At 68.2% G+C, this 26,297-nt stretch carries 23 protein-coding genes, 2 tRNA genes and 2 CRISPR repeat arrays; of the genes, 16 read left to right on the top strand and 9 right to left on the bottom strand.

The features are described 5' to 3' along the window. Positions 1 to 33 precede the first annotated feature (33 nt). The 7 genes from cas5c to ABD901_RS43515 all read left to right on the top strand — a co-directional run bounded on the left by cas5c (position 34) and on the right by ABD901_RS43515 (position 9,117). Complete coding sequence (gene cas5c, locus ABD901_RS43485; RefSeq protein ID WP_345136958.1) at positions 34 to 666, top strand: type I-C CRISPR-associated protein Cas5c; 633 nt, start codon at positions 34 to 36, stop codon at positions 664 to 666. Further along, positions 666 to 2,555 carry a type I-C CRISPR-associated protein Cas8c/Csd1 gene (locus ABD901_RS43490; RefSeq protein WP_345136960.1) on the top strand — a complete coding sequence of 630 codons (1,890 nt, stop codon included), beginning with the start codon at positions 666 to 668 and terminating at the stop codon, positions 2,553 to 2,555. The genes cas5c and ABD901_RS43490 overlap by 1 nt, the downstream gene beginning before the upstream one ends. After that, positions 2,552 to 3,448, top strand: coding sequence for a type I-C CRISPR-associated protein Cas7/Csd2 (gene cas7c, locus ABD901_RS43495; RefSeq protein ID WP_345136963.1), 897 nt, complete (start codon positions 2,552 to 2,554; stop codon positions 3,446 to 3,448). The genes ABD901_RS43490 and cas7c overlap by 4 nt, the downstream gene beginning before the upstream one ends. Positions 3,449 to 3,460: 12 nt before the next feature. Further along, positions 3,461 to 4,102, top strand: a complete 642-nt coding sequence (cas4, locus tag ABD901_RS43500) for a CRISPR-associated protein Cas4 (protein ID WP_345136964.1) — start codon at positions 3,461 to 3,463, stop codon at positions 4,100 to 4,102. Then, positions 4,095 to 5,126 carry a type I-C CRISPR-associated endonuclease Cas1c gene (gene cas1c / locus ABD901_RS43505; protein ID WP_345136966.1) on the top strand — a complete coding sequence of 344 codons (1,032 nt, stop codon included), beginning with the start codon at positions 4,095 to 4,097 and terminating at the stop codon, positions 5,124 to 5,126. The genes cas4 and cas1c overlap by 8 nt, the downstream gene beginning before the upstream one ends. Beyond that, the gene (cas2, locus tag ABD901_RS43510; RefSeq protein WP_345136968.1) at positions 5,126 to 5,416 is read left to right on the top strand and encodes a CRISPR-associated endonuclease Cas2; all 291 of its coding nucleotides are present in this window, start codon (positions 5,126 to 5,128) and stop codon (positions 5,414 to 5,416) included. Before cas1c ends, cas2 begins: the two co-directional genes overlap by 1 nt. A 138-nt stretch (positions 5,417 to 5,554) precedes the next feature. Further along, a CRISPR array of direct repeats spans positions 5,555 to 7,416; the repeat unit is 37 nt; unit sequence GCAGCGCCGGCGGTTCGCCGTCGGCGAGGATCTCAAC. A 92-nt stretch (positions 7,417 to 7,508) separates the two neighbouring features. Then, a CRISPR array of direct repeats spans positions 7,509 to 8,204; the repeat unit is 37 nt; unit sequence GCAGCGCCGGCGGTTCGCCGTCGGCGAGGATCTCAAC. Between the two features lie 547 nt (positions 8,205 to 8,751). Beyond that, entirely contained in the window at positions 8,752 to 9,117 is a 366-nt protein-coding gene (locus tag ABD901_RS43515) for a hypothetical protein (protein ID WP_345136970.1), read from the top strand. A gap of 162 nt (positions 9,118 to 9,279) precedes the next feature. Here the strand turns inward: ABD901_RS43515 and ABD901_RS43520 are convergent. Beyond that, a tRNA-Lys gene (locus ABD901_RS43520) sits at positions 9,280 to 9,368 on the bottom strand. A 136-nt stretch (positions 9,369 to 9,504) separates the two neighbouring features. Between ABD901_RS43520 and ABD901_RS43525 the strand changes: the two genes are divergently transcribed. From ABD901_RS43525 to ABD901_RS43535, 3 genes are all read left to right on the top strand, one after another. After that, positions 9,505 to 9,969 (top strand): hypothetical protein, encoded by a 465-nt coding sequence (locus ABD901_RS43525; RefSeq protein ID WP_345136974.1) that lies wholly within the window; start codon positions 9,505 to 9,507, stop codon positions 9,967 to 9,969. A 745-nt stretch (positions 9,970 to 10,714) separates the two neighbouring features. Continuing rightward, positions 10,715 to 10,939, top strand: a complete 225-nt coding sequence (locus ABD901_RS43530; RefSeq protein WP_345136976.1) for a hypothetical protein — start codon at positions 10,715 to 10,717, stop codon at positions 10,937 to 10,939. A 157-nt stretch (positions 10,940 to 11,096) separates the two neighbouring features. Next, positions 11,097 to 11,654 (top strand): hypothetical protein, encoded by a 558-nt coding sequence (locus ABD901_RS43535; protein ID WP_345136979.1) that lies wholly within the window; start codon positions 11,097 to 11,099, stop codon positions 11,652 to 11,654. A gap of 204 nt (positions 11,655 to 11,858) precedes the next feature. Here the strand turns inward: ABD901_RS43535 and ABD901_RS43540 are convergent, their stop codons facing one another. From ABD901_RS43540 to ABD901_RS43560, 5 genes are all read right to left on the bottom strand, one after another. After that, the gene (locus tag ABD901_RS43540; protein ID WP_345136980.1) at positions 11,859 to 12,200 is read right to left on the bottom strand and encodes a hypothetical protein; all 342 of its coding nucleotides are present in this window, start codon (positions 12,198 to 12,200) and stop codon (positions 11,859 to 11,861) included. A gap of 297 nt (positions 12,201 to 12,497) precedes the next feature. Beyond that, the gene (locus ABD901_RS43545) at positions 12,498 to 13,628 is read right to left on the bottom strand and encodes an NUDIX hydrolase (RefSeq protein WP_345136983.1); all 1,131 of its coding nucleotides are present in this window, start codon (positions 13,626 to 13,628) and stop codon (positions 12,498 to 12,500) included. Positions 13,629 to 14,121: 493 nt separating this feature from the next. Beyond that, the gene (locus ABD901_RS43550) at positions 14,122 to 14,586 is read right to left on the bottom strand and encodes an N-acetyltransferase (protein ID WP_345136986.1); all 465 of its coding nucleotides are present in this window, start codon (positions 14,584 to 14,586) and stop codon (positions 14,122 to 14,124) included. Positions 14,587 to 14,989: 403 nt separating this feature from the next. Then, complete coding sequence (locus ABD901_RS43555; protein ID WP_345136990.1) at positions 14,990 to 15,292, bottom strand: hypothetical protein; 303 nt, start codon at positions 15,290 to 15,292, stop codon at positions 14,990 to 14,992. Between the two features lie 91 nt (positions 15,293 to 15,383). Continuing rightward, the gene (locus tag ABD901_RS43560) at positions 15,384 to 15,884 is read right to left on the bottom strand and encodes a hypothetical protein (RefSeq protein WP_345136992.1); all 501 of its coding nucleotides are present in this window, start codon (positions 15,882 to 15,884) and stop codon (positions 15,384 to 15,386) included. A 93-nt stretch (positions 15,885 to 15,977) separates the two neighbouring features. On the opposite strand from ABD901_RS43560, the gene ABD901_RS43565 reads away from it, so the two are divergent. Beyond that, complete coding sequence (locus ABD901_RS43565) at positions 15,978 to 16,706, top strand: DinB family protein (RefSeq protein ID WP_345136995.1); 729 nt, start codon at positions 15,978 to 15,980, stop codon at positions 16,704 to 16,706. 447 nt (positions 16,707 to 17,153) lie between these two features. Here the strand turns inward: ABD901_RS43565 and ABD901_RS43570 are convergent, their stop codons facing one another. The 3 genes from ABD901_RS43570 to ABD901_RS43580 form a co-directional block, all read right to left on the bottom strand. Next, the gene (locus tag ABD901_RS43570; protein WP_345136997.1) at positions 17,154 to 17,393 is read right to left on the bottom strand and encodes a hypothetical protein; all 240 of its coding nucleotides are present in this window, start codon (positions 17,391 to 17,393) and stop codon (positions 17,154 to 17,156) included. Between the two features lie 2,007 nt (positions 17,394 to 19,400). Continuing rightward, positions 19,401 to 20,360 carry a tyrosine-type recombinase/integrase gene (locus ABD901_RS43575; protein WP_345137000.1) on the bottom strand — a complete coding sequence of 320 codons (960 nt, stop codon included), beginning with the start codon at positions 20,358 to 20,360 and terminating at the stop codon, positions 19,401 to 19,403. A 110-nt stretch (positions 20,361 to 20,470) separates the two neighbouring features. Next, positions 20,471 to 20,547, bottom strand: a tRNA-Pro gene (locus ABD901_RS43580). Between the two features lie 105 nt (positions 20,548 to 20,652). On the opposite strand from ABD901_RS43580, the gene ABD901_RS43585 reads away from it, so the two are divergent. From ABD901_RS43585 to ABD901_RS43605, 5 genes are all read left to right on the top strand, one after another. Continuing rightward, positions 20,653 to 21,048, top strand: a complete 396-nt coding sequence (locus ABD901_RS43585; RefSeq protein WP_345137001.1) for a VOC family protein — start codon at positions 20,653 to 20,655, stop codon at positions 21,046 to 21,048. Positions 21,049 to 21,402: 354 nt separating this feature from the next. Next, the gene (locus ABD901_RS43590; RefSeq protein WP_345137002.1) at positions 21,403 to 22,215 is read left to right on the top strand and encodes a hypothetical protein; all 813 of its coding nucleotides are present in this window, start codon (positions 21,403 to 21,405) and stop codon (positions 22,213 to 22,215) included. Positions 22,216 to 22,247: 32 nt separating this feature from the next. Then, complete coding sequence (locus tag ABD901_RS43595) at positions 22,248 to 22,640, top strand: hypothetical protein (protein ID WP_345137005.1); 393 nt, start codon at positions 22,248 to 22,250, stop codon at positions 22,638 to 22,640. A 161-nt stretch (positions 22,641 to 22,801) separates the two neighbouring features. Then, positions 22,802 to 24,778 carry a diguanylate cyclase domain-containing protein gene (locus tag ABD901_RS43600; RefSeq protein WP_345137008.1) on the top strand — a complete coding sequence of 659 codons (1,977 nt, stop codon included), beginning with the start codon at positions 22,802 to 22,804 and terminating at the stop codon, positions 24,776 to 24,778. A 216-nt stretch (positions 24,779 to 24,994) separates the two neighbouring features. Further along, the coding region (locus ABD901_RS43605) for a discoidin domain-containing protein (RefSeq protein WP_345137009.1) at positions 24,995 to 26,297 on the top strand (1,303 nt) is incomplete at its 3' end.

Here is a 26,297-nt window from a genome sequence, read left to right on the forward strand (position 1 = left end):
ATCAATTCAACGCGTGAGCGGAGGCACCCCCCGGTGGCGGTGCAGGTCAGGGCCGACGGTGCCCTGTTCACCCGGCCGGAGCTACGGGTCGAACGGGTCAGCTATCCGGTGATGACCCCGACGGCCGCTACCGGTGTGCTAGAAGCCATTTTCTGGAAGCCAGAGTTCCGGTGGGTGCCCGTGAAGATCGAGGTGCTTCGGCCGATCAGGCAGTTCACCCTGCGCCGGAACGAAACCCATGACCTGCCCAGCCTCGTGGAAGCGGTCGGCAAGGGCCGGCGGGTCGACACGGTAGCCAATCGAGACCAGCGAAGCGCGCTGTGCCTGCGAGATGTGGAGTACCGCATCCACGCGCAGGTGGAGCTGTTCGCCCACGCTGAGAAGACGGAGGCGGCCTACCGAGAGCAGTTCCGGCGGCGGGTCAACCGGGGCGCCTGCTTCCAACAGCCGTTCATGGGAGCCAAGGAGTTCCCCGCGGCGTTCCTCCCGCCGGACGAGCGCGCCCCGATCGACCTCACACAGGACCTGGGCATCATGCTCCACCGGATCCACTACGGCCCGCCGGCCCGATTCGACTGGTTCACCGCACGCCTTGATCGCGGAGTGTTGAACGTCCCGGCACACGGCATCCCGGGTGGCGTGCCGCAGTCGTCCGGGGTGGCCTAATGCTACTGCGCCGACTGGTCGGCTACCGTCGCCCGGCCGACGATGACGACGATGAGCAGCGCCCGTACAGCCGGACGCGGGTCGTCGGATGGGAGCTGAACCTCGACGAGACCGGCGCGGTCACCGCGCTGGTACCGCTTGCCGACGCTTCCCAGCGGTCGACGAAGTTCGGCCAGCCGATCCGCGTCCCGAACGCGGGGCGCACCTCAGGTATCGCACCCACACTCGGCGCCGACGACGCGCAGTACGTCGTGGGCTGGGTCGATGCCAAGGCGAAACCGGAGCGGGTCGCGGATGCGCACGAAGCGTTCGCCGAGCTGACCCGCAGGTGGGCCCGCGAGCATCCCGGTGACTCGGCCGCGCGGGCGGTTGCCGCGTTCTACGACCGGGCGCAGATGCCCTCGCCGCCGGGCGATCTGAAATGGACGTCTCGGGATCTGATGGTCATCGCCGTCAACGGCCGGCAGGTCACCGACTGCGACTCGATGTGGGCCGTGTGGGCAACGGTGGTCCAGGAGCGCAAGAGTGGTGGTGGAGCCGAAGGCGGTGGACGGCACGGGCTGTGCCTAGTCTGCGGCGAGCCGGACCGGCCGCTGCTGGACCGGATGCCCCAGGCGCTGCCGAAAGCACTGATTCCGAGTGCCGAGCAGGAGATCGCCCTGCTGTCGGCGAACAAGCGTATCCACACCTACGACTTCAACGAAGGCCTGATTGGATCACCGATCTGCGTGGACTGCGGCCAGGCGGCGGTCGCCAACCTGTACGCGGTCCTGTCCGAGCCGCATAACAACTTCGTCTACCCCCGCCAGCGCACCCGCCTGGCCTGGTGGGTCAGCGACGGCGCGAGCAGCGACACCATCGCGATGCTCGACGAAACCCCGGAGACGATCGGTGAACACCTCCAGGCGCTGGTCACCGGACGCCAACGCCGCCGAGCCGAGCAGCACACGTTCTGCTCGGTGACATTGTCGGGCAATGTCGCGCGACTGGTCGTGCACCGATGGATCGAGATGCCGTTGGCTGACGCGGAGGACAACGTCCGAACCTGGTTCGACGAGCACAGGATCCTGCCGCGAGGCAGCGACCGGCCGGTCGGCTACCCCATCTGGCTGCTGGTCCTCAGCGCCGGGCAGTGGCTACCCGACCGGTCCGAACGCGGCGGCCGGTACATCCCGCTGGCCGACAAGGCCGCGGACCGCCCCGGCGACCTGGCCCAGCTGCTGCTGCACAGCGGACTGAACGGCGACCCCCTGCCCCCGTATGTGCTGGCCCACATGGTCCGGCGCATCCGCACCGACCTGAAGCTCGACGGTCCGCGCGCCGCCCTGCTGCGGGTCGCGCTCCACCGACACCCGCAACGCAGAGGAGAAGGACCCACAGCCGTGCTCAACGAGAAACAGGACAACCCCGCCTACCTGTACGGGCGGCTGTTCGCGGTGCTCGAGTCGCTGCAGCGCAGCGCCTACCCCAAGGACGAGCAGCCCAACACCACCTTCTTCCACCGCTACTTCGCCGGCGCGGTCGCCAACCCCCGCGTGGCGCTGGTCCAGGGCTGCCAGCTCTACCCGGCCTGGATCAAGAAGCTGGACAGCACCGCCAGCACCGCCGGCAGCGACCCAACGGAGCGGCAAGGGGCGGAGAAGGCCCGCCGGGCCGCAAGCCGATACCGGGCCCGGATCCGTGAGCTGCAGGACCGCCTCGACACTCCAGTCGCTCCGCTCGCCGATGCCCAGAGCCAGTCGTGGTTCATCCTCGGCTACTTCCACCAGCAGGCCCACGACATCCGCATGGCCAAGGCCGGCAAGGCTCCCGAAGTGCCGATCGACCAACTGCCCAGCACCGACGATGAACACGCCGAAGAGACCAACGAAGGGAACGACGAACAGTGAAGCCCGAGACCATCGACCCCCGGGTCCGCCACGACGCAGTCATGTTCTTCGACGTCATCGACGGCAACCCCAACGGCGACCCCGACGGCGGCAACCGCCCCCGAGTCGACGAGGCCACCGGCCACGGCCTGGTCACCGACGTCGCCATCAAACGCAAGATCCGCGACACGATCGGGCTGACCGCCGACCACCTCGGCTACCCGGCCGACCGCTACCAGGTGTTCGTCGAAGCCGGGCACGCGCTCAACACCCGCACCGCCGAGTCCTACACCGCTACCGGCATCGAGCTAAAGGCTCGCAAGATCACAGCGGAGCAGGCGGAGGCCGCGCGGCAATGGATGAGTGACCGCTACGTCGACGTCCGGCTCTTCGGCGCAGTGCTGTCCACCGGCGATACCAAAGCCCTGGGTCAGATCCGCGGCCCGCTGCAGTTCGGCATGGCCCGCTCGCTCGACCCTGTCCTGCCGGTGTCGCACGCCATCACCCGCGTCACGCAGACCAAGCAGGAAGATATCGACCAGGGCCAGCGAACCGAGATGGGTAGCAAATGGACCGTCCCCTACGGCCTCTACCGCGTCCAGTTCCACTACTCCGCAGCCCTGGCCACCAAGACCGGGGTCACCGGTGAGGACCTGACCGCACTCTACCGGACCCTGCAGGTCATGTTCGACCATGACCGGACCGCGACCCGCGGCATCATGACCCTGCGCGGACTCTACGTGTTCAGCCACGCCGACGCGTTCGGCAACGCCCCCGCCCAGACCCTGCTCGAACGGGTTCAGGTGGAACGGGTGACCGGCGCTGACACGCCACGCGCGTTCACCGACTACAAGATCACCGAGGATCTCGCCGACCTGCCCACCGGCATCACCTTCGAAGCCCTGGCCAGCTGAGGAGACCTCACGATGACCTGGTGGCCTGACGGGGACGACAACGCCGGCCGCATCCCACTCTCGGCACTGGAACACCACGCCTACTGTCCCCGCCAGGCAGCCCTCATCCACGTCGAAGGCGTATTCACCGACGACGTCAACACGGTACGTGGCAACCTGGCCCACGAACGCGTCGACCGGCCAGGCGTGCGGGCAACCGCAGCACCGGGATACCGGCAGCACTACGCCGTCCCGGTGTGGAGCGCCACACTCGGGCTGTACGGCCGCTGCGACGTCGTCGAGATCGGCAACGGCACCGCCATACCCGTCGAACACAAGATCGGCCGATACCAGCCCGGCGGACCAGCCGACGTCCAAGTCGCCGCACAAGCACTCTGCCTGCGCGAAATGCTCGACCTCGATGTGCCCCACGGCGAAGTCTTCACCCACGCCGACCGTCGTCGGCACCGAGTTGATCTCACCGACGAACTGCTCGCCGCCGTCACCCAGACTGTCACGGCACTGCGCACCGTACTGACTGCCCCACAACTACCCGAACCTGCCGCCGACCGACGGTGCCGCCACTGCTCCCTGCTCGACGACTGCCTACCCCGCGCACTGACAGACCCGGCTGACCTGTATTCCCCACGACCCCTCGGCGACTGGCATGCCTGAACTGATCAAGAACACGCTCTACGTCATGACCCCGGGCAGCAGCATCCATTTCGACACCGACGCCGTACGCATCTACCACCCCGACAACGGCGCCAAACGACTCCCACTCGTCCGCATCGACCACGTCGTGGCATTCGGCGGCGTCACCGTGACCGACGACTTCCTCCACCGCTGCGCCGCCGACCAACGCTCCGTGACCTGGCTGTCCGGCAACGGCCGGTTCCGAGCATGCGTAATCGGCCCACAAGGCGGCAACCCGCTGCTACGAGTCGCACAGCACGACGCACTCCGCGACCAAGGACGCCGGCTAGACATCGCACGAACCATCGTCGCCGGCAAACTCCACAACACCCGCCAGGTCCTGCTGCGCGCCGCGGCTGACGCCAAAGGCATCCGCCAACAGACGCTGCGCACCGTGGCACAAGCCATCACTCAAGACCTCGCAGCCCTACCAGTCACCGACAACATCAACGTCGTACTCGGCATCGAAGGCCAGGCCGCCAAACGATATGTCAGCACGTGGCGACACCTACTCACGGAACACTCGCCGGTGGCCGCACCAACACACCGGATCAGCCTACCGCCCACTGACCCTGTCAACGCCGCCCTCTCCTTCGGCTACGGCATGCTTCGCATCGCCGTGCACGGAGCGCTCGAACACGTCGGACTGGACCCCTACATCGGCTACCTGCACGGCATCCGACCAAGCAAGCCAGCACTCGCACTCGACATGATGGAAGAATTGCGCCAACTGCTGGTCGACCGATTGGTGTTCACCGCGTTCAACCGCCGTCAACTCCTCCCACAGCACTTCACGCACCACCCCGGCGGCGCCTGCGAACTCAACGACGACGGTCGACGCACCTACCTCGCCCTATGGAGCGAAGCACGGTCACGCACCTGGCCACACCGCCAATTCGGCCGCGACCTCCCCGCCGCCGTCTTACCCCTCATCCAGGCCCGGCTACTTGCCCGGCACCTCCGCGGCGACACACCGCAATACCACCCATGGAACCCCGCCTGATGGAATACCTGCTCACCTACGACGTTGACACCACCACCACGGAAGGCCAGCGCCGACTGCGCCGCGTCGCCAAAATCTGCGAAGGATACGGCATCAGGGTCCAGAAGTCCGTCTTCGAGGTCACCTGCACCACCGCTCAAATGCCATCGCTGCGCCAGCAACTCGCCGACGTCATCGACCACACACTCGACAACATCCGGCTGTACCGCCTCGCCACAGGCACTCTGCAAACCGTCGACCGTCTCGGCGTCGCACAGCTCGCACCGCACCACGGCGACCACATTGTCTGAGAAAATGATCTAGGAACCTACAGTGCGACGGCGCCAAGCGCGAGGCTCCCAGCGGGGAAAGGTAGCAAACCGGACTCGCCTTTACGTCGCATCCGAGCTCGGCGACATGGCCTTCGCCATTGCCGCAGCCCAGGAAGCGCAGCGCCGGCGGTTCGCCGTCGGCGAGGATCTCAACATCAGCTCGGAGCCGTCGACGTTCTCCAGCTTGATGCAGCGCCGGCGGTTCGCCGTCGGCGAGGATCTCAACACTGGGTGTCCCCGCTTCCGTGGGCGGTGGTCATGGTGCAGCGCCGGCGGTTCGCCGTCGGCGAGGATCTCAACGGGCAGTACGTCGGCGTCGGCGAGGCTGCCGCCGTCGTGCAGCGCCGGCGGTTCGCCGTCGGCGAGGATCTCAACGTCGACCCTGCACCACTCCTCGAGCACGTCGAGCGGCAGCGCCGGCGGTTCGCCGTCGGCGAGGATCTCAACCGTGGGGCTGCTCGGTCGGTGGCGTACGCACCGGCGGCAGCGCCGGCGGTTCGCCGTCGGCGAGGATCTCAACGGGTGGTACAGCAGGCGGTGGAGCAGTGAGCGAAGGCAGCGCCGGCGGTTCGCCGTCGGCGAGGATCTCAACAGCTTCCGGATCCACACCTGTGACCTGTCGTCGGAGAGGCAGCGCCGGCGGTTCGCCGTCGGCGAGGATCTCAACGAGGCGTACCGCATCGCGTAGGCCCGCGTGCCGGTGAAGCAGCGCCGGCGGTTCGCCGTCGGCGAGGATCTCAACAAGAGCCGCAAGGCCGTCGAGCGTCAGGAGGCCAGGCAGCGCCGGCGGTTCGCCGTCGGCGAGGATCTCAACCTGCGGCAGATCCTTGATACGCGGGACGTAACCGGCAGCGCCGGCGGTTCGCCGTCGGCGAGGATCTCAACGTGAACGTGAACGATGGCGCGCCCGGGAGCGTCAGCAGCGCCGGCGGTTCGCCGTCGGCGAGGATCTCAACACCTGGACCGCTGCCTCACGCACGACGGTCGCTCTCTGCAGCGCCGGCGGTTCGCCGTCTGCGAGGATCTCAACACGTCCAACGGCGGGCCGGAGCGGGGCGGGGCGCTGGCAGCGCCGGCGGTTCGCCGTCGGCGAGGATCTCAACAAGGACCTCCGGGGCCAGCAGCGTGAGCTGCGCAAGCTGCAGCGCCGGCGGTTCGCAGTCGGCGAGGATCTCAACACCTTGTACGGGCAGCCGCGCCGCCCGGTCTTCGCGGCAGCGCCGGCGGTTCGCCGTCGGCGAGGATCTCAACATGACTGCGATGTTCAGTCCTCCCCCGGCAGCAACACGCAGCGCCGGCGGTTCGCCGTCGGCGAGGATCTCAACTGTCCAGCTGGGCCTTCGCGTCGGCGATGTCGAGGCAGCGCCGGCGGTTCGCCGTCGGCGAGGATCTCAACGAGCGCGTGCACGCCGACATGCGGCGCCTCACCCCGCAGCGCCGGCGGTTCGCCGTCGGCGAGGATCTCAACAGTTCGACGAGCTCGGCGACCGCGGAGTAGACCGCGTGCAGCGCCGGCGGTTCGCCGTCGGCGAGGATCTCAACATGTTGCGGTCACCTCTCTCGGTGTCGGGGGTGGTGGCAGCGCCGGCAGTTCGCCGTCGGCGAGGATCTCAACACGACGAGCGTGCCCACGACGCCACACGCCGGGCGCAGCGCCGGCGGTTCGCCGTCGGCGAGGATCTCAACTCGTGCCCCTTGGTGACGGCGCGGGCGGCGTCCCAGTGCAGCGCCGGCGGTTCGCCGTCGGCGAGGATCTCAACGACTGGGCCTGCTCGTTGAAGATCGTCCCGTTGGGGCAGCGCCGGCGGTTCGCCGTCGGCGAGGATCTCAACGTTGTACATCTCGCCTCCTGGGCGTCTGTCTCCGTGGGCAGCGCCGGCGGTTCGCCGTCGGCGAGGATCTCAACATGTCGCGCAGGGTGCCGCCCTCCATGAACCGGAAGCAGCGCCGGCGGTTCGCCGTCGGCGAGGATCTCAACAGCTTCCCCGTTTTCAGGTCGCCCCGGGTCAGTTCGCAGCGCCGGCCGTTCGCCAACTCCATCGGCCGGCTCGGCGCGCTCATCGCACTCGGCGCAGCGCCGGCGGTTCGCCGTCGGCGAGGATCTCAACTGCGCGCCGCGCCCGAAGACCATGAACACGCTCGTAGGCAGCGCCGGCGGTTCGCCGTCGGCGAGGATCTCAACCACAAGTGGCAGTCGGGCGAGGGCGGCCTACCGAAGGCAGCGCCGGCGGTTCGCCGTCGGCGAGGATCTCAACCAATGGGGACCTCGGGCTAGAAGCTACGGGACCAGCAGCGCCGGCGGTTCGCCGTCGGCGAGGATCTCAACTCGCCGGCCACCCACCAGCAGTACGGCTCTTGCGTCGGCAGCGCCGGCGGTTCGCCGTCGGCGAGGATCTCAACCCCGTGCCCGCCGCGGTCGCTGGGCAGAACGTCTACCTGCAGCGCCGGCGGTTCGCCGTCGGCGAGGATCTCAACGTGGTGTGCCTGGTGATCGTGGCGCTCAGCCCGGCCGGCAGCGCCGGCGGTTCGCCGTCGGCGAGTTTCTCAACTGCATGCCGCGCGTGCACACGGCAAACACCCTCATGCAGCGCCGGCGGTGCGCCGTCGGCGAGGATCTCAACATCTGGGATGACGCGGTGTCGCAGTCCACTGCCTATGCAGCGCCGGCGGTTCGCCGTCGGCGAGGATCTCAACTTGAGGTACAGGAAGAACACGAACCCGACCACGATGCAGCGCCGGCGGTTCGCCGTCGGCGAGGATCTCAACTGGGCTGCGGAGCCCATGTGCAGCTTTGCGGAGGCCTGCAGCGCCGGCGTTCGCCGTCGGCGAGGATCTCAACCTCTCCCACGCCGCCCAGTAGAAGTCCGGCTCCAAGCAGCGCCGGCGGTTCGCCGTCGGCGAGGATCTCAACATGCCGACGGACACGAGGTCGCCCGCAAAAGTGCGGGCAGCGCCGGCGGTTCGCCGTCGGCGAGGATCTCAACGGCGGCGCGGCCGCGCTGGAAAAGCCGACGGCCTTCGCGCAGCGCCGGCGGTTCGCCGTCGGCGAGGATCTCAACGCCTGTTCACGTTCGGCGGTCGCCTCGTGGTTGACGCGGGCAGCGCCGGCGGTTCGCCGTCGGTGTGCTGCGCCGCCTCGAACACCTCGACGAGATCATCGCCAAGCCCGTGACGTCAACCGCCGGCTGCTGGACACTATCCGGGTCGGTCAGGGTTGCGTCCTTGCGAGCCCAGCCCTTGAGCGGGTCGCGCAGCCCACCCTCACCGAGGATGGCAGGAGTGCCCCGGCACTACGCTTCGGCGACCCTCGGGTCATGGCCCTGACCGGCGCCCTCTGCCTGCACCTCTTCGCCGTCACCGGCGTCACCAACAAGCGCCTCCGTGCCTTGACCGCCCGGCTACTCGGCCGCACCTACACCACCGCCCAGATGACCTACGACCTACGCCGCCTGCGGCTCAACGGCCTGATCACCCGCGTCGAGCACACCCACACCTACGTCCTGACCCCCGACGGGCAACGCCTCGCGATCTTCTACACCAAACTCCACGACCGTCTCCTACGCCCGCTCATGGCAGCCGACCAACCCCAAGCCCCACCCGCCCTCCGCCACGCGCTGACCACCATCGACCAGCACGTGGCGGACTACATCGCCCACGCACGACTCAAAACCGCAGCCTGAAATCCTGACTCTCATGTTCAGATTCTCAAACCCAAGGATCTAGCCGTGGACAGGGCGGCTGGATCCGGACGAGCACCCACCGATCACCCAACCGGACCGGCATGCACGAGAAGAGGCCCTGACCCAGTGAATAATCCCAGGTCAGAGCCTTGATCAATTGTACGCCGCGTAGGACTTGAACCTACAACCCGCAGATTAAGAGTCTGCTGGCCGCTCGTGTCGCTAGCCAGCGACCGTCTCGCCCCCTCGGCCGTCACGCCGGCTGATTGCCAACTCGGACGACGTAAAGCCCGTTATCAACCGCATTAGGTAGGCCCGCGCGCACGTTCTCCATCCCGGCGTCGCATCCGCCGCCGCGCCGGGGAGGCTGTCGGCCATAGTGGGCTGATGTCGACCGGGTTCGCTCTCGAGCACATCGAGCAGATGATCAGCGCACTGACCGATGACGAGCGTCAGCGCCTGGCGGTTCTAGTGGCGCCGATCCGGGATCGTCTCCTGGCGCAGCGTCCCCGGGACGCGAAGGCCCTGCGGCGCGACATGGCCGCCGCCGCGCGGGCGCACGCGAACGACGCCGCCATGAGGGACCATGTCAAGCGTGTGGTCGATGCCGCGCCACCGCTGAGCGAGGAACAGCGGGCGCGGCTGGCCGCACTGCTCGCCTCGGCCAGGGGCGCGACGCCGAAGCGGCGAGCGCCGCAGGTCAGTGTGCGCCCGGAGGACACGATCGTCGACGGGCTCAAGCAGCTCCTGCAGGCCGACCCGATCGAACCTGCTCTGCGGGAACGGGTGGTTACGCTGCTGGCCGGTGTATGCGGGGACACCAGCAGCGCTGTGCCGTGGCCGAGGTCATGATCGAGCGTTTCCAGCGGCAGGGGCCGTTGCGGGTGCCCGACCCGCCGGCTGAAGTCCGGGCGGCATGGCGGCGGACAATCTTCGCGGCGATGTAACGGCGGCTGGTGCCGGAGGGCTACGAGCTGTGCCACCAGGCCGGGACCGCGGAGACCTGGTCATCGAGCTCCAGCCGCCGATTCTGCGACCGCGCCCGCACCGGAACGGCCAGCGGTCGCGGTGCCCGCCGACCTGGATGCGGATCATCTGGTGGTGCGGGCCCTGCAGGCGCGCCCTGCGGCGTTTGCCGTGTCGCCGGACGCCCGCCCTCGTGCGCTGCGGCTGGTCCAGGCGCTGGCCGCGGCCGCGATCGCGCGTGGGCATGCCGCCGACGTGCAACCCGGCGATCAACCCGGGGTGCGGTTCACCACGGGTGGGTTCGTCGCCGTGGTCGTGGTGTCGGAGGAGGACGACACGGTCGACTACCTGCCTGGCGCCGACGAGCTCGACGGGCAGGAGGTCTACGACTGGCAGCGCATCGCCCCGCAACGGCGCCGGGTGCCCTCTGGCCGGCTCGTGATCGAGCTGCTGCGACGACTACCGGTTCCATGGCCGGCGTCGCCGGTGGGCCGACCGCCGACGGTGGCGGCTCGAGGACAAACTCGGGGACGTCCTGGCCGAGTTCGAGTACCGCGCCGCCGTCCTCGCGCAGGCCGAAGAGGCAGCCCGGCTGGCCGCTGCCGACCAGCGCCGCGGCTGGGAGGCCGCCATGACCGCCGCCCGCGCCGCCTACACCGACGCGCAATACGACCGGGCCGGGCGCCAGCAGGTCGACGACTGGCAACGGTCGCGGGCCGCGCGGGCCTACGCAGCCGCCTTGGCCACCGTGGTCACGGGCGGAGACCTGCCCGGGGCGCGCAGGGGAGCAACCCGCGGCGGCCGACGGCTGGTCGGGGTGGATCGAGCGGATCCTGTGGTACGCCGACAGCGCTGATCCGCTGTTGCCGCTGCCACGGCTTCCGGTGCCGCCGCCGGATCCGGAGCCTGAGCAGCTCAAGCCGTTCCTCGACGGGTGGAGTCCGTACGGCCCGGACAGCGCCCGGTAGCCTGGGCGCCCGCCGGTCGGCGCATGGTGTCCCGGCGAGTTACCGGTGCTGCCGGGCTTTGCGGAGCTGGGCGACTGGCACGCCGAGGCGGCGTTCGAGGTCGTTGGTCTGCCGGGTCCGGCCGGCGTGACGCAGTTCGGTGATCGCCTCGTCGATCAGGCCCGCCGAGGCGAAGCACTTCGGCGCGAAGCGGGATCAGCTCATCTATCCGTCGCCGCACCACTGCCGTACCAGTGTCCGCGCCGGCCGGCCACCACGGCCGAAGAGATGACGCTGGGGGGCCTGCCCGGTGGCGGTGCCGGTGCGCTGCCAGCGCTGGACCTGCTCGAGGAAATGTCGGCGGCGTTCGGCCCCCACGTACGCGGCCTCGGCCTGGTCGAGGGCCGCGTGGTGGCGCTCGTGGGCGGCCCGCTCCTGGCTGCGGATCTGTTCGAAGACGCGGTGTTACGCGGCGGCGCGCCGCTCGATCTCGGCCAGGATGGCGGCGAGCTGTCCTCGAGCCGGTCGTGGCTGCCGTCGGCCCCACCGCCCGGCGTAGCCGTCGCCGCCGCTGTATCCGGCGATCGCCAGGTGGAGTCGGCCGGTGCCCCCGCGGGTCGGTAGGGGGTTCGGGGCGCTTCGTGCGGTTGAACTGGCCGCGGGCGGGCAGGCGGCGCTCGTGGATGCGCAGCGGGTACGTGCGCCCGTGGACGCCGACGCGACTCCGAGACCGGCCACGCCAATTCCTGCGCGAGCAGTTCACCGACGTCCGCAGCCAAAAAGCGCTCCACCGCGGATCAGGCGCACGCCGAACGGTGCGCGGCGTTGTCAGTCGGTGTCTGGGATCAGCTCTGCGCTGTCCGGACCGGGTTCGGTGACGAGCATCGGATCGGTGTCTTCGACGGACTCCTCGAGGATGTCGCTGGCGGTGTCGGCCTCGGTCGGAGGCGTGCTGTCGGCGGCAGGTGCGATCTTCCATCGCTGCAATGCCCACTCGGTGAGGCGCGCCTGCCGGGCGACGAGTTCGTCTGGGGTCCAGTCGACGATCTTGGTGAGTTCCTGCTCCTGCTTGAGGGCTGAGGTGGCGTAGCAGGCGGTGTGGTTGCCGTTGACGTCGACGCCGTCGCGTTTGCGGGTGAAGCAGTGGTTGCTGTAGGCGCTGTCGAGCACCGCGCCCCGGACCGCGACGCCGTCGAGGTGTCCAGCCTCGCGAGTCCGAGGCGTCGGCGGCACACCTACCTGCGGTGCCTCAAGCAGGCCGTGCGTCCGGCACGCCATAAGTGTGATTTCGGTGCAGCATCCAGGAAGGACCCACGGCAGTCCGTTGCCCGACATGGTGCGGCGCGGTCCGGGCGGCGGTCACGCAGGCCGAGCCAGCGCCGATCGGTTCTGCAAGCAGTCTGTCCCGGGCGTCACTGCCAGCGCTCTGTGATCTTGCGCCATCCGGGATGGGCTGATGTTCAGAACTTAGGAGGACTGACGCGCGGTGCGCTTGGCGTACTGCCGGCCCGATCGTTCCACCCGCCACCTTCCGTACTCGTGCACCAAAGCGAGATAGAGGGCCACGGGCGCAATCGGGGTCCACCATTGACCGGAGCGATTGGCATGAAGGCGCTCCAGAATAGACTTCGTGTCAAAGGGTATGAACTCCCACGACGCAATCTCGAGCGTGCTGTCTTTCGCGCCGCGCCTCAGGCGCTGGTCCAGGTCCGACGAACTGAGGTCATCAGCGTACGCCACGAAGACGGAATCCCATTGGTGTCTTTCAGTGTCAATGGTGACGCCTAGAAGATACAGCTGGTATTCGTGGTCCTCGAGGGAAAGTTCCTCACCCAGTCCTCGTCTGGCGGCGGCGTGTAGCCGTGGAGGCAGCCCGCTCGGTGAGTCGAGTGCGCCACTCAGGCCCTCGTCTGCCGACACTCCCCAGTGCAGCGGTCGGGAGCCCACGTCCGAACCGCGTTGACAGACAAGGACTCGGTTGTCGGTAGTAATCACCAGAACGCTGGTCCCCAAGCTAAGGGACATGAACGCAGGCGCTCGCCGGTGACCAACTGGATCGATGTACCGGCTCCGAGGCGTGCTGCCGTCCCGGAACCGTCGATCGAGGTGCTGGGTCGCTAGGAAGCTGTAGTAGTCTGTGCGTCTAAGCTTCAGGAATATCTCGATCTCTTCGTTGTGGATTGTCCGCTCCTCGACCAGGTCTTCAACCGCGAAACAATTGCCATTCCACTTGTGCGGTAACCGGGCTTCAGCCTTCGCCTGTTCCTCCGCTTCCACCTCGGAGCGCCAAGCGGCTAATTCTGCGGGCAGTTCGAGCGGTTCGTTGCTGACGACGAGGTGCACAAGCTCTTCTCGGATGCGACTGGAACCATCGCCTGCCACGATGATGCACTGGGAAGAGATACCTCCGAAATGGAAGTCGGCGGTTTTTGGTGCGGCAGGCTTGGCAAGCAGTGAACGCATTTTTCGAATTGCTCTATCCAACATTCTCTTGAGCCGGTCTTCGAAAGCCACGGTGACGAGCAGGCCAAGAATCGCTCCAATTATCAGACCCGCAAATCCAGACGAGATCCACGCTGCCGCTTCCTTGATGGCCATACGGTCAGCGTATCGATAGGGGTCGGTCCTGCCGCCAGTCGGCAGGACGGCGCGCTTCGCCGATTGGTCCGGAATCGGTACCCACCGAGAGCCTTGCGTCTGCGTCGCGAGTGCGCCAATTTCGGGACGCTGGGCCATCGGCGTCCTGTGCTACGAGCCGCGTTGCCGGCTGGCGGTCAGCCCGCGACAGGGCAGCCACAGCTGGGGCTTCCGCTTCGAGTCGGGCCGACCGCCCCTCAAAAGCCGCGACTCGCTGTCCTGACATAAGGGGTCTTATCGACCAGCCCGCCAGGCGGAGCGGTGCGTACGCCGAGGGGTTCTTCGGCCCAGAGGGGTGCTGCGGCAGGGTGGCGCTGCTGACCGAGTAGATGACACTCTCACCTTCTCGTTCCCCAAACCCGAGGACGATCCGTGCGGTCACTGAGGTACCCCTGCACACGGCGGCCATGACGTCGATATACCGGCAGGAGCAACGGCACCGGCCAGCCGTGTGTTACGCCTCTGGCTGGATAAAGAGCGGCCGGAAGCGCAACGCATCGTCGGGATTGGCGTGAAGGTGCCGACGCCAACCGAGAGATGACCAGAAGCCGTCGGCGCCTTCGGAGAAGGCCACGAGTCGACGGTCTGGATAGCGGCTGCGGAGGAGGCCGATGACGGCGCGGCCGATGCCGCGGCCGCGGTGATCGTTGTGCACCTCAATGAACTGGATCTCGAGTGCGGTGGCTCCAAGTGGCGGAACCTCAGCGTAGTGATCGATTCCGACCTCGTCGTCCAACTCAACCCGCGCGACCTCGTCGAGGTTATCCAGGACTCGCAGAATGATTCGCTGGGAGTGGGGATAGACCGGGCGGCCATACCACCATCCGTGGTTGAACCCGAGACCTGCTTCCTCGTACGTGAAAGGGAGCCAAAACCGCTCGCCCGGTGGACGGTCGAGTTCGATCAGAGTGAGGCTCATGCTGTGATTGTGCCAGGAAGCGCTGCCGACACTCGGGTGGGAAGCCACGGTCCACGTACGCCCAGCGAACTGCTCCCGCGACTCCGCGAGGGCCTGCTTCCGCGCGGCCAGGGCGGCCGTCTGGGAGGTGAAGCCGCCGCGGCGCACCTGCAACCGCCCGGCGTGCGGAGCGGCGGCCCCGTCGGGTAACCGACCTGCGTACTTGGCTGCGCCGACCCATGACCATGATCGCGCGCTCCGTCATCGGCGGTCGGCCACCGTCGCACCCTCAATCGGAAGTCACCGATCATGACGAGGCGGCTATTAGATGCGTACGCGGTGCCGCATCTGTAAACCGGACAGGACCTGAACACACTGATCATGCCGCCCGTTATGCCGGGACCGCGGCGCGGAGGGGCAGTCGCTAGGGTGCTCGACGATGAAGGGTCGACTCATCGCGCTGTGCGCCCTGGCCCTGCCTCCGTTCGTGTGTGTCGGCCTCGGGGTCGCGTTCCTCGACGGGCGCCTGACCGGCGATCATCCGGAGGCGATCACCGCGGTGCGCAATTACCTCGAGCTTCTTCGCGTCGGCGACGTTGCCGGAGCGTACGGCCTGCTGTGCCCCGAGATCGTGAACGACGGCACTTACACGGTCGCCGACCACCGGTACTACCTTCGCAGCCGCCCCAGTATCGGGTCCGTCGGCATGCTCGATGATGTCGACCACTCCTCGACCATGGACGGCACATACGTCTACGTCCGGGCCACCGGTACCGACGTCGGCGGGCAGCCGTTCGACGAGGGGTACACGGTGGGCATTAACACAGTGGGCGCGCGGGTGTGCGACGCAGTGGGCTGGTCGGACATGGGCATGTCCGTCGACGGGGGCCCTCGCCATCCCCGCTGCCCGGCCGCTGACGCCAGCCAGGCGTCCAGCGTGCGGCGAGGCTGGACCGGCCTGACCGGTGCGCACCGGCAGCGGTCCGTCGTCGGCGGACGTAGTCGGCTGGCGAGTGGGGCAGGATGCCGTCGATGGCGCAGACCCGGTAGAACCCGACCAGGATGGACAGCCGGCGCGACACGGTGGACGGCTGGTAGCAGCGCAGGTCCTGCAGCCAGCGTACGTAGCGTTCGATGTCGACCCGGACCGCGTTGAGCGGATCGAGGTCCTGGTCGAGGCACCAGCGCTGGACGACCCGCAGCTCCGACTCGCAGTGCAGCCGGGACTGACCGCGGTAGCGGCCGAGGTTGGCGGCTGTCGCCGCACGGAGCACGAGCTCGCTCGGCGATGCGACGCCAGGTATCGGAAGGGCGGCCATGTACTACGATCCGTCACCACCCGCGATGAACACCAGTGCGCCCGCCGCGGCAGATCCGGGCGTGGCGTGTGCGGTGCGACCTAGCCTGTCTGCATGCGACGCTTCCACGATGAGGACCTCACCGGCGCAGAATTCCGCGAATGCGACCTGAGTAGAGCGCGGATGGTCGGCGTGGTTATGCAGGACGCCGAGATCGACGGCCTGGTCACCAATCTTGTGGTCAACGGGGTCGAGGTGATGTCGTACGTCGAGGCGGAGCTCGACCGTCGTCACCCGGTACGGCTGCTGATCCGCTCAGATCAGCCGGACGACCTGCGAGAGGCCTGGCGGCAACTGCGGGACGATTGGGCGACGACTACCGAGCGGGTTCGGTCCATGCCCGAGAATAGCGAACATCACGGCGTCGACGGCGAGTGGTCGATGGTCGAAACCCTGCGCCACCTTGTCTTCGTGCACGACTCTTGGTTCCGACGCTGCGTGTTCGGGCTCACCGAGCCGTTCACGGCCATGGGACTGGGTCCACCGTTCGTCATGGACGAGGAGGACGGGCTCGACCCGTCCGCCCAACCGAGCCTCGACGAGGTGCTCGCCGTACGAGTCCGGCAGGCTTCAGAGATCAAGACCTGGCTGGCCGAGGTCACGCCTGATCAGCTCGCGAAGACCGCGCCGGTCCCGGACGACGACAGATGGCCCCCGTACGCCAAGGGGCGCACAGTGCGGCAATGCCTCGGCACTGTGCTCAACGAGGAATGGGCTCACCACCGGTTCTGCAAGCGCGACCTAGACAAACTGTCGCATCAGGGTTCTTCACAGGGTTCATGAGCGAACTCTGAGCCTCTGCTGCCGTACTTCGTGACAGTCGCGGTCACGTGGATACCCTCGGGTTTTGCTCATCGATCTGGACACCACTGAACTCGTGACGGGTAGGTCACGACTGGCGGCGCTTTCGGCCGAACCGCAGAAAACCTGCCGCCGTGATCACCCAGCACTGGCACCGTGAGTCATAGTCCTCACCGAGAATCGCGAGTGTCTGAACGCGCGGATCTCGGCAGAACAGGAAGCCTCGCTTTCGCCGAGCCTGCTACCGGCAGTAACGAAGGCTGACGGGCCGCCGCGCATCAACTGCGGCATGCGCGGACCCCAAGATCAGTAAAGTTGTCCTGATGGAGTAGCACGCCTGCTGGGTCGCCAGGCTCTGAAGCGCCTGCTGGAGTCAGGTCAATGAGCGGAGCGCCATGGACTCAAATATTGGCTTTGCCAATTGAACGGCTAGCCCGAATCGCGAGTACGTTGTTTAAGCGCTTGTGCCGCCACCAAGTCGCCCGCCTTAATTGCTTCAAAGCGGTCCACAATCAGCGTCAGATTCTCGCGTAGTCGGCGGTCTTGTTGGTCGGTTACCTCAAACGCAAGTAGCCGGGCATCAGTCGCAATTGTTGAGAATGAGGCCGAGCGTTGCGTTGCCGCCACGGCCCGCGCATCGCTGTTGAGGAAACTCGCGGCAGCAGACATGGCCGCTGCCGCAAGGGCCAGGATTCCTGCCGGAAGGCGTCCAGCCGTTGAGATCAGCGCCGTCGCACCCGCAGTGGCTGCGATAACTGCGGTCGGCAATCCGAGTGTGATATGGACCTTGGACCAGCGTCGTGCGCTCCGCGATTGCTCTTGAGCAGATTCGAGCGCGCTGGTCGCAATGGAGAGGATCTCGGAGCGTAGCTCCTCACGTACACTAGGATCTGTTGCGATCGTGGTAACGTGTACATCGCCATGAATGACGCCATACGCAATACCGCCTCCGACAGCACTTATAGGGCTGCGGACAGTCTCACCGATTCCAGTTCCGAGTGACTGCCCTCGTCCCCCATTAGTGGCGTCCAACTGCCCTCCTAGCTTCGGGACTGGTCCAACATCAATCGTTGGTGTGCGTGGTACTCAAGATAGCGTTCGGATGTAGACGCGAGTAGGTCTACCAAATCACAGATGGGTTCAGGTCGGCAGGCCCCGATCGTCTATCATCGCGTCCGCTCATCGGCAGATGAGTGAATTGATCAAGCACACTCTTCGGTCAGGCCGTAACCCACCGTAGGCGTCTTGTCTCGACGGATCCGGGTGTAGGCGAGACTGCGGAGGCCCGCTCGGGCCTGGGCTCCGCATGAGCGGTTGCTCGCTGGTTGCTCGGATGTTCGCTACCTGGCACGGACGGAGCCGTACGGCTTAGGAACTTCGGTGTCCGATCCAACGCGGGTATCAGTGTTTGCGGGAATCTGGGCCAGCTGACCAGCACGGACGTTGTCGGACGACTTCGGAGGTGCCGCGCCATTCACGGAATTTTCCTTACTATGCTTGGACTTCGGCTAGTTGATCGTCCACTTCGGACTTTTAATCCGTTGGTCTAGAGGTCGAGTCGTGGCGACGTGCCATCCGGGTGTCGAAGCGGATGCCGCGACCGCGTGCGCAGTTGTCCGAGGCCAAGCGGCGACCGCTTCCGATCCGGCTGTCCTGGCTCACGGCGGCCGCCCGGCTCACCCCGATCTGTTGGTGAAGCTTGTGCCGCGGCGAAGTTCTGCAAGCGCTTGGCGATCACCGGCTAGTTGACGCGCTGCGCTGGCCGGTTCGCCCCCGACGGCGGGCCGCTTGTCGTCGACGGTGTGTGGGCGATTGCTGACCCGACGTGGGCGCCGTCCGGGGCTGGATGGGCAGCCCGGAGGACTGAGACTTGGCGACGGCGGGATGATGCTGACGCCAGCGGGGGATGGTCGGACGCGGTCGGCGTGCCGCTGGTGGTGCTCGACCATGCCTGGTCCGGCGCCGGGCGGCGCACGTCGCTGGTCGTTGAGCTCGTCGGTGCCCGCGCGGCGGTGCCGCAGTACCACGATCGCGACGAAGCCGAAGCGGACCAGCGGCACGCCGAGCGCCATCCGGACCTGGCTCACGCCGCCGGCGCCGAACTCGTCGTGGTGCAGCGAGGGAGTGCCAGGCGCTCGGAGCTGGTGCGTTGGCCACGGTGCCGGTGCGGACCTGCTGGTCCCAGAAGTAGTCCGTCACCAGGCCGTCGCGATGGCCAAGGCGGCGATCGGCTGGGGCGGATCGAACTGTCCCCGCTGATGATCTTGTGCTCCCCGTTTGCTCCCCAGATAAGGAGCAACAAGCAAATAGCCCGTTACCAACAACTCCGGCAACGGGCTAGCTAGCTGCGAAAACATGCGGTGGGCGATACTGGGATCGAACCAGTGACCTCTTCGGTGTGAAGGAAGTGGTCACACGCCGGGTGCACGTCCTGTCGACGCTCGCGTAATTCGGTTCTGTCGCAGGAAGTGTGGTGGGCGATCGCGCCTCACTGATCGCCGACACCGTCCCGCAATCGCCCAACCGGACGACCGTGCGGGAATACGATCGGCCCCGCCGGTCGGACCGGTGGCTGCGGCCGAGCCGCCGCACACGGCTCGCAAGGCGGGGCGGCGGCGAGGTCATCCGTGGTTTGCCTGGGAAGGTCGCTCACGCCAGGTCGGCCGCGTCCTTCAGTTAGACACGTTCGCCTATGCCTAGCCGCGCTTGCACCTCCTGCGCTCGCTCGGCCGCTGCGCTGGCGCCGTAGTGGCGGGGCATGTCGTCGGAGGCCCAGCCGAGCAGGAGCATGAGGTCGCCGGTGTCGCCGCCGGCGAGTTTCCACTCGTGGGCGTAGCTGTGCCGCCAGCGGTGGGCGTGCAGGGTGTCGATGCCGGCGGCGGTACCGAGGCGCTTGAGCATGATCTTGATGCCGTTCGGGCGGAGCGGCTTCAGGCCGCGCTCGGCGAGCCACAGTTCGGGCACCTGGTCGGCGCCCTGGCGCTTGTTGCGGGCTCGGAGGTATTTGGAGATGGCTCTGGCGGTCTTCGGGCCGAATCGGACCCGGCGGTCCTTGGCGCCCTTGCCGTGGAAGTGCACCGATTCGGTGGCGAGATCGACGTCGCCGACGTGGAGGTTGCCTACCTCGGAGAGGCGGGCGCCGGTGTTGTAGTAGAGGCGGATGAGGGCCTCGTTGCGCAGGCCGGCAAAGCCGGTGCCGCGGCAGGCGTCCAGGACGCGGCGGGTGTCGTCGTCGCGGATGACCGGGATGAGCTTCTGCGGCGTCTTGGGCTGGCGGACCCGGTCCATGGGGGAGTGGGTGATCTCGTTCTCGTCGAGCAGCCACCGGAAGAACTGCTGTAGGCCCTTGTGCTTGTTCAATGCGGTGGACGCGGAGCGGGTCTCGATCATCCAGGCCTGGAACGCCTCGACGTGGGCCTTGGTGACCGCGGTCGGGTCGCCGGCGGCGTCGTCGGCGTCTGGGTCGGGGGAGTGCTCGGCCAGGTACCGGGCAAGCTGCGCGGCGGCGAGGAGGTAGTTGTACCGGGTGGTCTCCGGGTAGTTGCCCGCGCGCAGGGAGCGGTCCCAGTCCCGCAGGAACCCGGACCAGTCCCGGGCGAGCCCTTCAGTGAGCTTGTCGATTTTCAGCAGCGGCATTCAAAACCTGCCTAGTCAAGGGGTCCAACAGCGGCGTGCTAGACCTGGCAGTGATGCCGAGCAATGAAGAAGGGGCTCCCGCAAGTCGCTGACCTGCGGAAACCCCTAGCTGGTCGGGACAGCGGGATTTGAACCCACGACCCCTTGACCCCCAGTCAAGTGCGCTACCAAACTGCGCTATGTCCCGGCGCCGTCCGCTCCCGCGGGCAGCCGATACAGACTACCGCATCCCCGACGAGCCCGGCCACGCGGTATCCCCCGGTCCCCCTGCCCGGGTGGTTACGCTCTGGGGATGCGGCTGGATCTTGTGGCGATCGTGGTTGAGGAGTACGACCCGGCCATTGCGTTCTTCGTCGGTGTGCTCGGGTTTGAGCTGGTCGAAGACTCGCCCTCGCTTACCTCCGTCGGAGGAAAGGCCAAGCGGTGGGTGATCGTGCGGCCGCCCGGGGGAGGGACCGGGCTGCTGCTGGCCCGAGCCGACGGGGAGCGGCAACTGGCCGGCGTGGGGGAGCAGGCCGCCGGACGGGTGGGATTCTTCCTCCAGGTCGACGACTTCAACGAGACCTACGCGCGGATGGTCGAACACGGGGTGACGTTCGAAGGGTTACCGCGCGTGGAGGCCTACGGCAAGATCGTCGTCTTCCGTGACATTTCCGGGAATCGGTGGGACCTGCTCGGACCCGCCTAGAGTCCGTACAAAACGCACTAAAACGGACTGGCCAGAGGTGATGGCAACCGCCTAGCGTTCCGGCGTGCTGGTGGGGGTTGATCTTTATTCGTTGTGGCGGGCGGGGCGGGTTGAGCTGCCGGCGCTCGCGGGGGTCTATCGGCGTGCCGGGCAAGGGCTGTTCGATGTCCGGCATGACGATGCGGACTGGTGTGCGGTGCGGGATCGGCTCGCCGCGACGCTTCGGGACGCTCAGAACTGCGTTGAGGAGACGGCGGGCGCAGTGTGCCTTGCCGTTGAGGAGTACGCGCGAGCGGATGGCGGGGCGCGGAACGAGTTCGACAGGCTGCGGCGGGAGTCGGGGTGGGGGCCTCGATGACGTACGAGCGGCTGATGGAGCATGCCGAGGATATCCGGCGGGAAGCGGTCGCGGTCACCATGGCGATGGTGGGGGGCGATCCGCGGCGGCGGGCGGGGGTCGAGCGGGAGTTCGCTGATGTGCCGGATGCGTTCCGGGTGCTCACCGGGTTTCCCGATCCGGAGCGCATTGGCGTCGACGAGATGGACGATGTCCTTTGTGGACTGTCCATGGGGGACTCCGCGGATCTAGCGGTGCCGGCGAATCCGGAGTTGGCGCGGATCGCTGCGGTGAACGCCGCGCTGGACAAGTGGGTCGGGCCGGCGGGGGAGCGGGTGCGGCGTGGGTTTGTCGAGCCCTGGCCGGCGTTCGTGCGCAACCAGTTCGCCGTCGGAGTTGTGTTGCGGTCGGCGCTGCTGGCGCATCGGGAGATCTGGGCCCGTGCGCGGCAGGACGCGGATCAGATTGCGGAGCAAGGGCTGGCCGCCGTGGGCGCGTGTCCGGACTGTACGCGTACCGAATGGACGGTCACCTTCACCGTCGTCTCGTCGGTGGCTGCCGTCGTGGCCGTGCCGCTCGGTGGGGTGGCGGCCCTGGCGGCGGGGGGTGTCGCGGGGGTGTCGCAGGTGGTGGCGGCCGCCGGGCCCGGTGAGGGGCCGCGGACCTCGTTCGGGGCCGACGATCCCGGCGAGGTGGTCGAGCGGGTGCGGGAGGCGATCGGGCTGCTGCGCGGGCACATCCGGGAACAGCGAGCCACGGTGGCCGGCACGCTGCGGCAGGCCGGGCAGCTGATGGCGGATCGGCCGGAGCTGTTCGGGTGGCGACGATAACGCGCAGCGCGGGGGGCGTCACCGTCGCGCTCGTGGACGATGTGCGGCTGGAGGTGTCGCTCCGTGACATGTCGGGGGTGGCGCGGAATCTCGAAACGGTCGGGCGGGCGCTGTGGGTGGCGCGGACGCGGGCGGTGCTCGACTCGGCGGGGGTCGCTGCCGAGCCGGTCCCGCTCGGATGGCGGGCCGAGGCGTACGTTGCCGGACGGGCGGCCATCGTCGCCCGTGGGAGGTCGCGGGACGGGCTGGTCGAGCTCGAGGTGGTGGGGATGCGGCGGTGGCGGGCCGGCGTGGCGCGTGCGGGCCGGGCCGATACGGCGCGGGCGATACAGGAGGCGGGGGAGGCGTTGCTGGCCGACCAATGGGCGCAGATCAGGGTGTTGAAACGAACGATCTGGCAACCGGGTCGCGTGCAAACTGAGTAATGATCCACTAATCCGGCATACTGGATCGTGCCGCGTACAGGGCGCTACCCTGTGCGCACCGCCCGCGTAAGCGGGGCGGTACCGCTCATCTCTGCACTGGATCAGCCGAAGGTAAGGCGGCCGGAAAGTGCCGGCCGGGGCGAAGGCGGTGATGACAGGCGGTGAAATCGAGCCGACTGCTCGCCGTGTACGCACCGCTGTTCGCCGTTGCCGCGGGGTGGGGTCTGGCCCGGCTCGCCGGGTTCGAGGGGCTGAGGCTGCTCGGCTGGCTGCCCGGTGCGCTCGGCATCGCCATCGGCGGCGGATATCTGCTGCTCGCGGCCCGCACGCCCGGTCTCGATCCGGCGGGGCGCCGCTTCTGGCGGCAGATCGCCGTCGCTGCCCTGCTGATCGCGCCCGCGACCCAGCCGCTGACCGAGGCGAGCCTCGGCGGGCACAAGACCGGCCCGATTCTGACCGGCGCCGTGGTACTGCTGAGCGTCGCCCTTGTGCTCGTACTCTGGGCGCTGTTGCGCCTGCCCGCGCGTAGCCGCAGCCGCGGTGACTGGCTGCGGCTGGGGCTCGACGGGGCCACCGTGCTGGTCTGCTCCGCGTCGTTTCTGTGGCATTTCGTGCTCCGCCCGCTCGTCGACGCCCGGATCGAGCTGCCCAAGGCGCTCGGCATGCTGGTCCTGAGCGTGCTGTGCCTGCTCGCCGTCCTGGCGGTGGTCAAGCTGATCCTGGTCGGCACCGAGGCCGTCGACGTGCGGGCGCTGCAGGCCCTCGCGCTCGTGGTGCTCATCGGTGCGGTCGGGTCGGCGCTGGTGCCGGTGCTGCGGAGTCCCCGGCTGGCGGGGGTCTCGGACCTGATCACGGTGGCCGAGGCGGTCATGGTGGGCGTCGCCGGCGTGCTGCAGAGCCGCCGGGCCGCTTCGGTGCCGGCTGCGGCGCGGCATCGCCGGCCCTACTCGGTCCTGCCGTACTTCGCGGTCGCCGCCGTCAACCTGCTGCTCGTCGCGGTCATGCTCAGCGGCGTCGGTGCCCTGCCCGTCCTCGTCGGTGCCGTGGTGGCGACCGGCGCCGTGGTGGCCCGTCAGCTGCTGGCGCTGCGCGACAACGACGGGCTGCTCAAGTCGCTGCGGGAGCACCAGCGGCTGCTGCACGAGCAGGCGACCCACGACGCGCTGACCGGGCTGCCGAACCGGACGCTGTTCAACGAGCGGCTGGAGAGCGCGACGGCGGCGATCCTGATCGACCTGGACGACTTCAAGGCGGTCAACGACACGCTCGGGCACCCCGTCGGCGACGGCCTGCTGATCGAGGCCGGCCGGCGGCTGCGGGCCGCGGTGCGCCCCGCCGATCTGGTCGCGCGCCTCGGCGGCGACGAGTTCGCGATTCTGGTGACCGACCTGGTGGACGACACGCCCGGCGGGCGTCATCTCGACGCCCTCGCGGTGCGGATCCTGCGGGAGCTGGCCGCGCCCGTGCGCAGCCACGGCCATGTGCTCGCGGTGACGGCCAGCGTGGGCGTCGCCGCCCGGCAACCCGGCGACGGCGCGCAGGACCTGCTCCGGCACGCCGACATCGCGATGTATGCGGCGAAGAAGCGCGGGAAGGGCACCTATGCGCGGTACACCCCGGATCTCAGCGGCCTGCTGATGACCCCGGAGTCGCGCCTGGCCGACCTGCGCCGGGCGATCTCCCGGGCGCGGGCGCCGTTCGTGCTCGAGGTCGGCCGGGCGGCGCTGGTCTCGCCCGGGTTCGCCGGCGAGCTCGCCGGGCTGCTCGATGAGGCGGGCCTCGCGCCGGCCGGGCTCACCGTCGCGCTGCCCGCGGCGCAGCTCGCCGACGACGAGGCGGTGGCCCGCGCGATGCGGGAGCTGCGCTCGGCCGGCGTCGGGCTGGCGCTGGACCACTCCGGTACCGGGACGGTGCGCCTCGACCTGCTGGCCGCGCTGCCGTTCACCGCACTGATCGTCGACCGGGACTTCGGCCCGCCGATGGACGATCTCGGCCTGGCCATCGACGGCGATGACGATGCGGGGCCGCGTGACGCGCGTTCGCGGGCGTTTGCCGAGGCTGTGTCCCGGTTCGCGCGGGACGCCGGGATCGACTACAGGGTTCGATACGAGGGGGCTCTCCAGGAGAGCGCTCTCTAAATTTCAGTTCCGGAACCGTACACCTCTTGACAGCGGCGCCTTGGCGGATAACTCTCATCGATGGGAGAGCGCTCTCCCAAACCCCACCCCGGTTCCCGGGCCGCCCGTACCCGGTCTCGTGAGCCTGACACCCCGTCGGCCGGAACACAAGTGCAACCACCGCGCTCCGCGGTGGCACTTCCGGCTGCCGACCATGCCCTGGATCAGGAGCAAAGAATGCACACCGCCGCACCGCCAACGGCGAACCGCCGCCGCCGAAATCTGATCCTCGCCGCCATCGCCACCCTCGTGGTGCTGGCGACGTACGCGATCACCACGACCCTGACGGCCTCCGCCGCCGATACCCTGATCTCGCAGGGCAAGCCGGCGACGTCCTCGTCCGACGAGAACGCGGGCACGCCCGCGTCCGCCGCCTTCGACGGCAACACGACCGGCACCCGCTGGTCCAGCGCGTTCAGCGACCCGCAGTGGATCCGGGTCGACCTGGGCCAGACCGCGACCATCTCCCAGGTGAAGCTCTACTGGGAGGCCGCGTACGCCACGGCGTTCCAGATCCAGACCTCGCCGGACGGCAACACCTGGACGAACGTCTACTCGACCACGACGAGCACCGGCGGCACGCAGACGCTGAACGTCACCGGCAGCGGCCGGTACGTGCGCATGAACGGCACCGCCCGCGCCACCGGCTACGGGTACTCGCTGTACGAGTTCCAGGTCTACGGCTCCTTCGGCGGCACGAACCCGTCCTCGGGCCCCTGCAACACGGCCGCCAACGCCGCGCAGGGCAAGGCGGCCGACGCCTCCAGCACCGAGAACGCCGGCACGCCGGCCTCCTCCGCGGTCGACGGCAACGGCGGCACCCGCTGGTCGAGCGCCGCGAGCGACCCGCAGTGGCTGCGCGTCGACCTCGGCTCAGTCCAGTCGATCTGCCAGGTCACGATCAACTGGGAGGCCGCCTACGCGACGGCGTTCCAGATCCAGACGTCGACCGACAACACCAACTGGACCACCATCAAGACGGTAACCGGCGGCACCGGCGGCAACCAGGTGCTCAGCGGGCTGAGCGGCTCCGGCCGCTGGATCCGCGTCTACGGCACCGCCCGCGCCACCCAATGGGGCTACTCGATCTGGGAGCTCATCGTCAACACCGGCGGCAGCGGCCCGACCTCGACCTCGCCGTCGGCGTCACCGTCGGCGTCGCCCAGCACCACCCCGTCCGGTCCGCAGCTGCCCGGCGGCGGTGACCTGGGTGCGAACGTGATCGTGTTCGATCCGTCGCAGTCGTCGGCGACGATCCAGGCGAAGCTGGACCAGATCTTCACCCAGCAGGAGCAGAACCAGTTCGGTACGGAGCGTTACCAGTTCCTGTTCAAGCCCGGCTCCTACAGTGGTCTGAACGCGCAGATCGGGTTCTACACGTCGATCAACGGTCTGGGGCAGAACCCGCAGGATGTGCAGATCCACGGTGACATCACCGTCGATGCGGGCTGGATGGCCGGCAACGCCACCCAGAACTTCT

Source organism: Dactylosporangium darangshiense (assembly GCF_039537565.1).
GTDB classification, from domain to species: domain Bacteria; phylum Actinomycetota; class Actinomycetes; order Mycobacteriales; family Micromonosporaceae; genus Dactylosporangium; species Dactylosporangium darangshiense.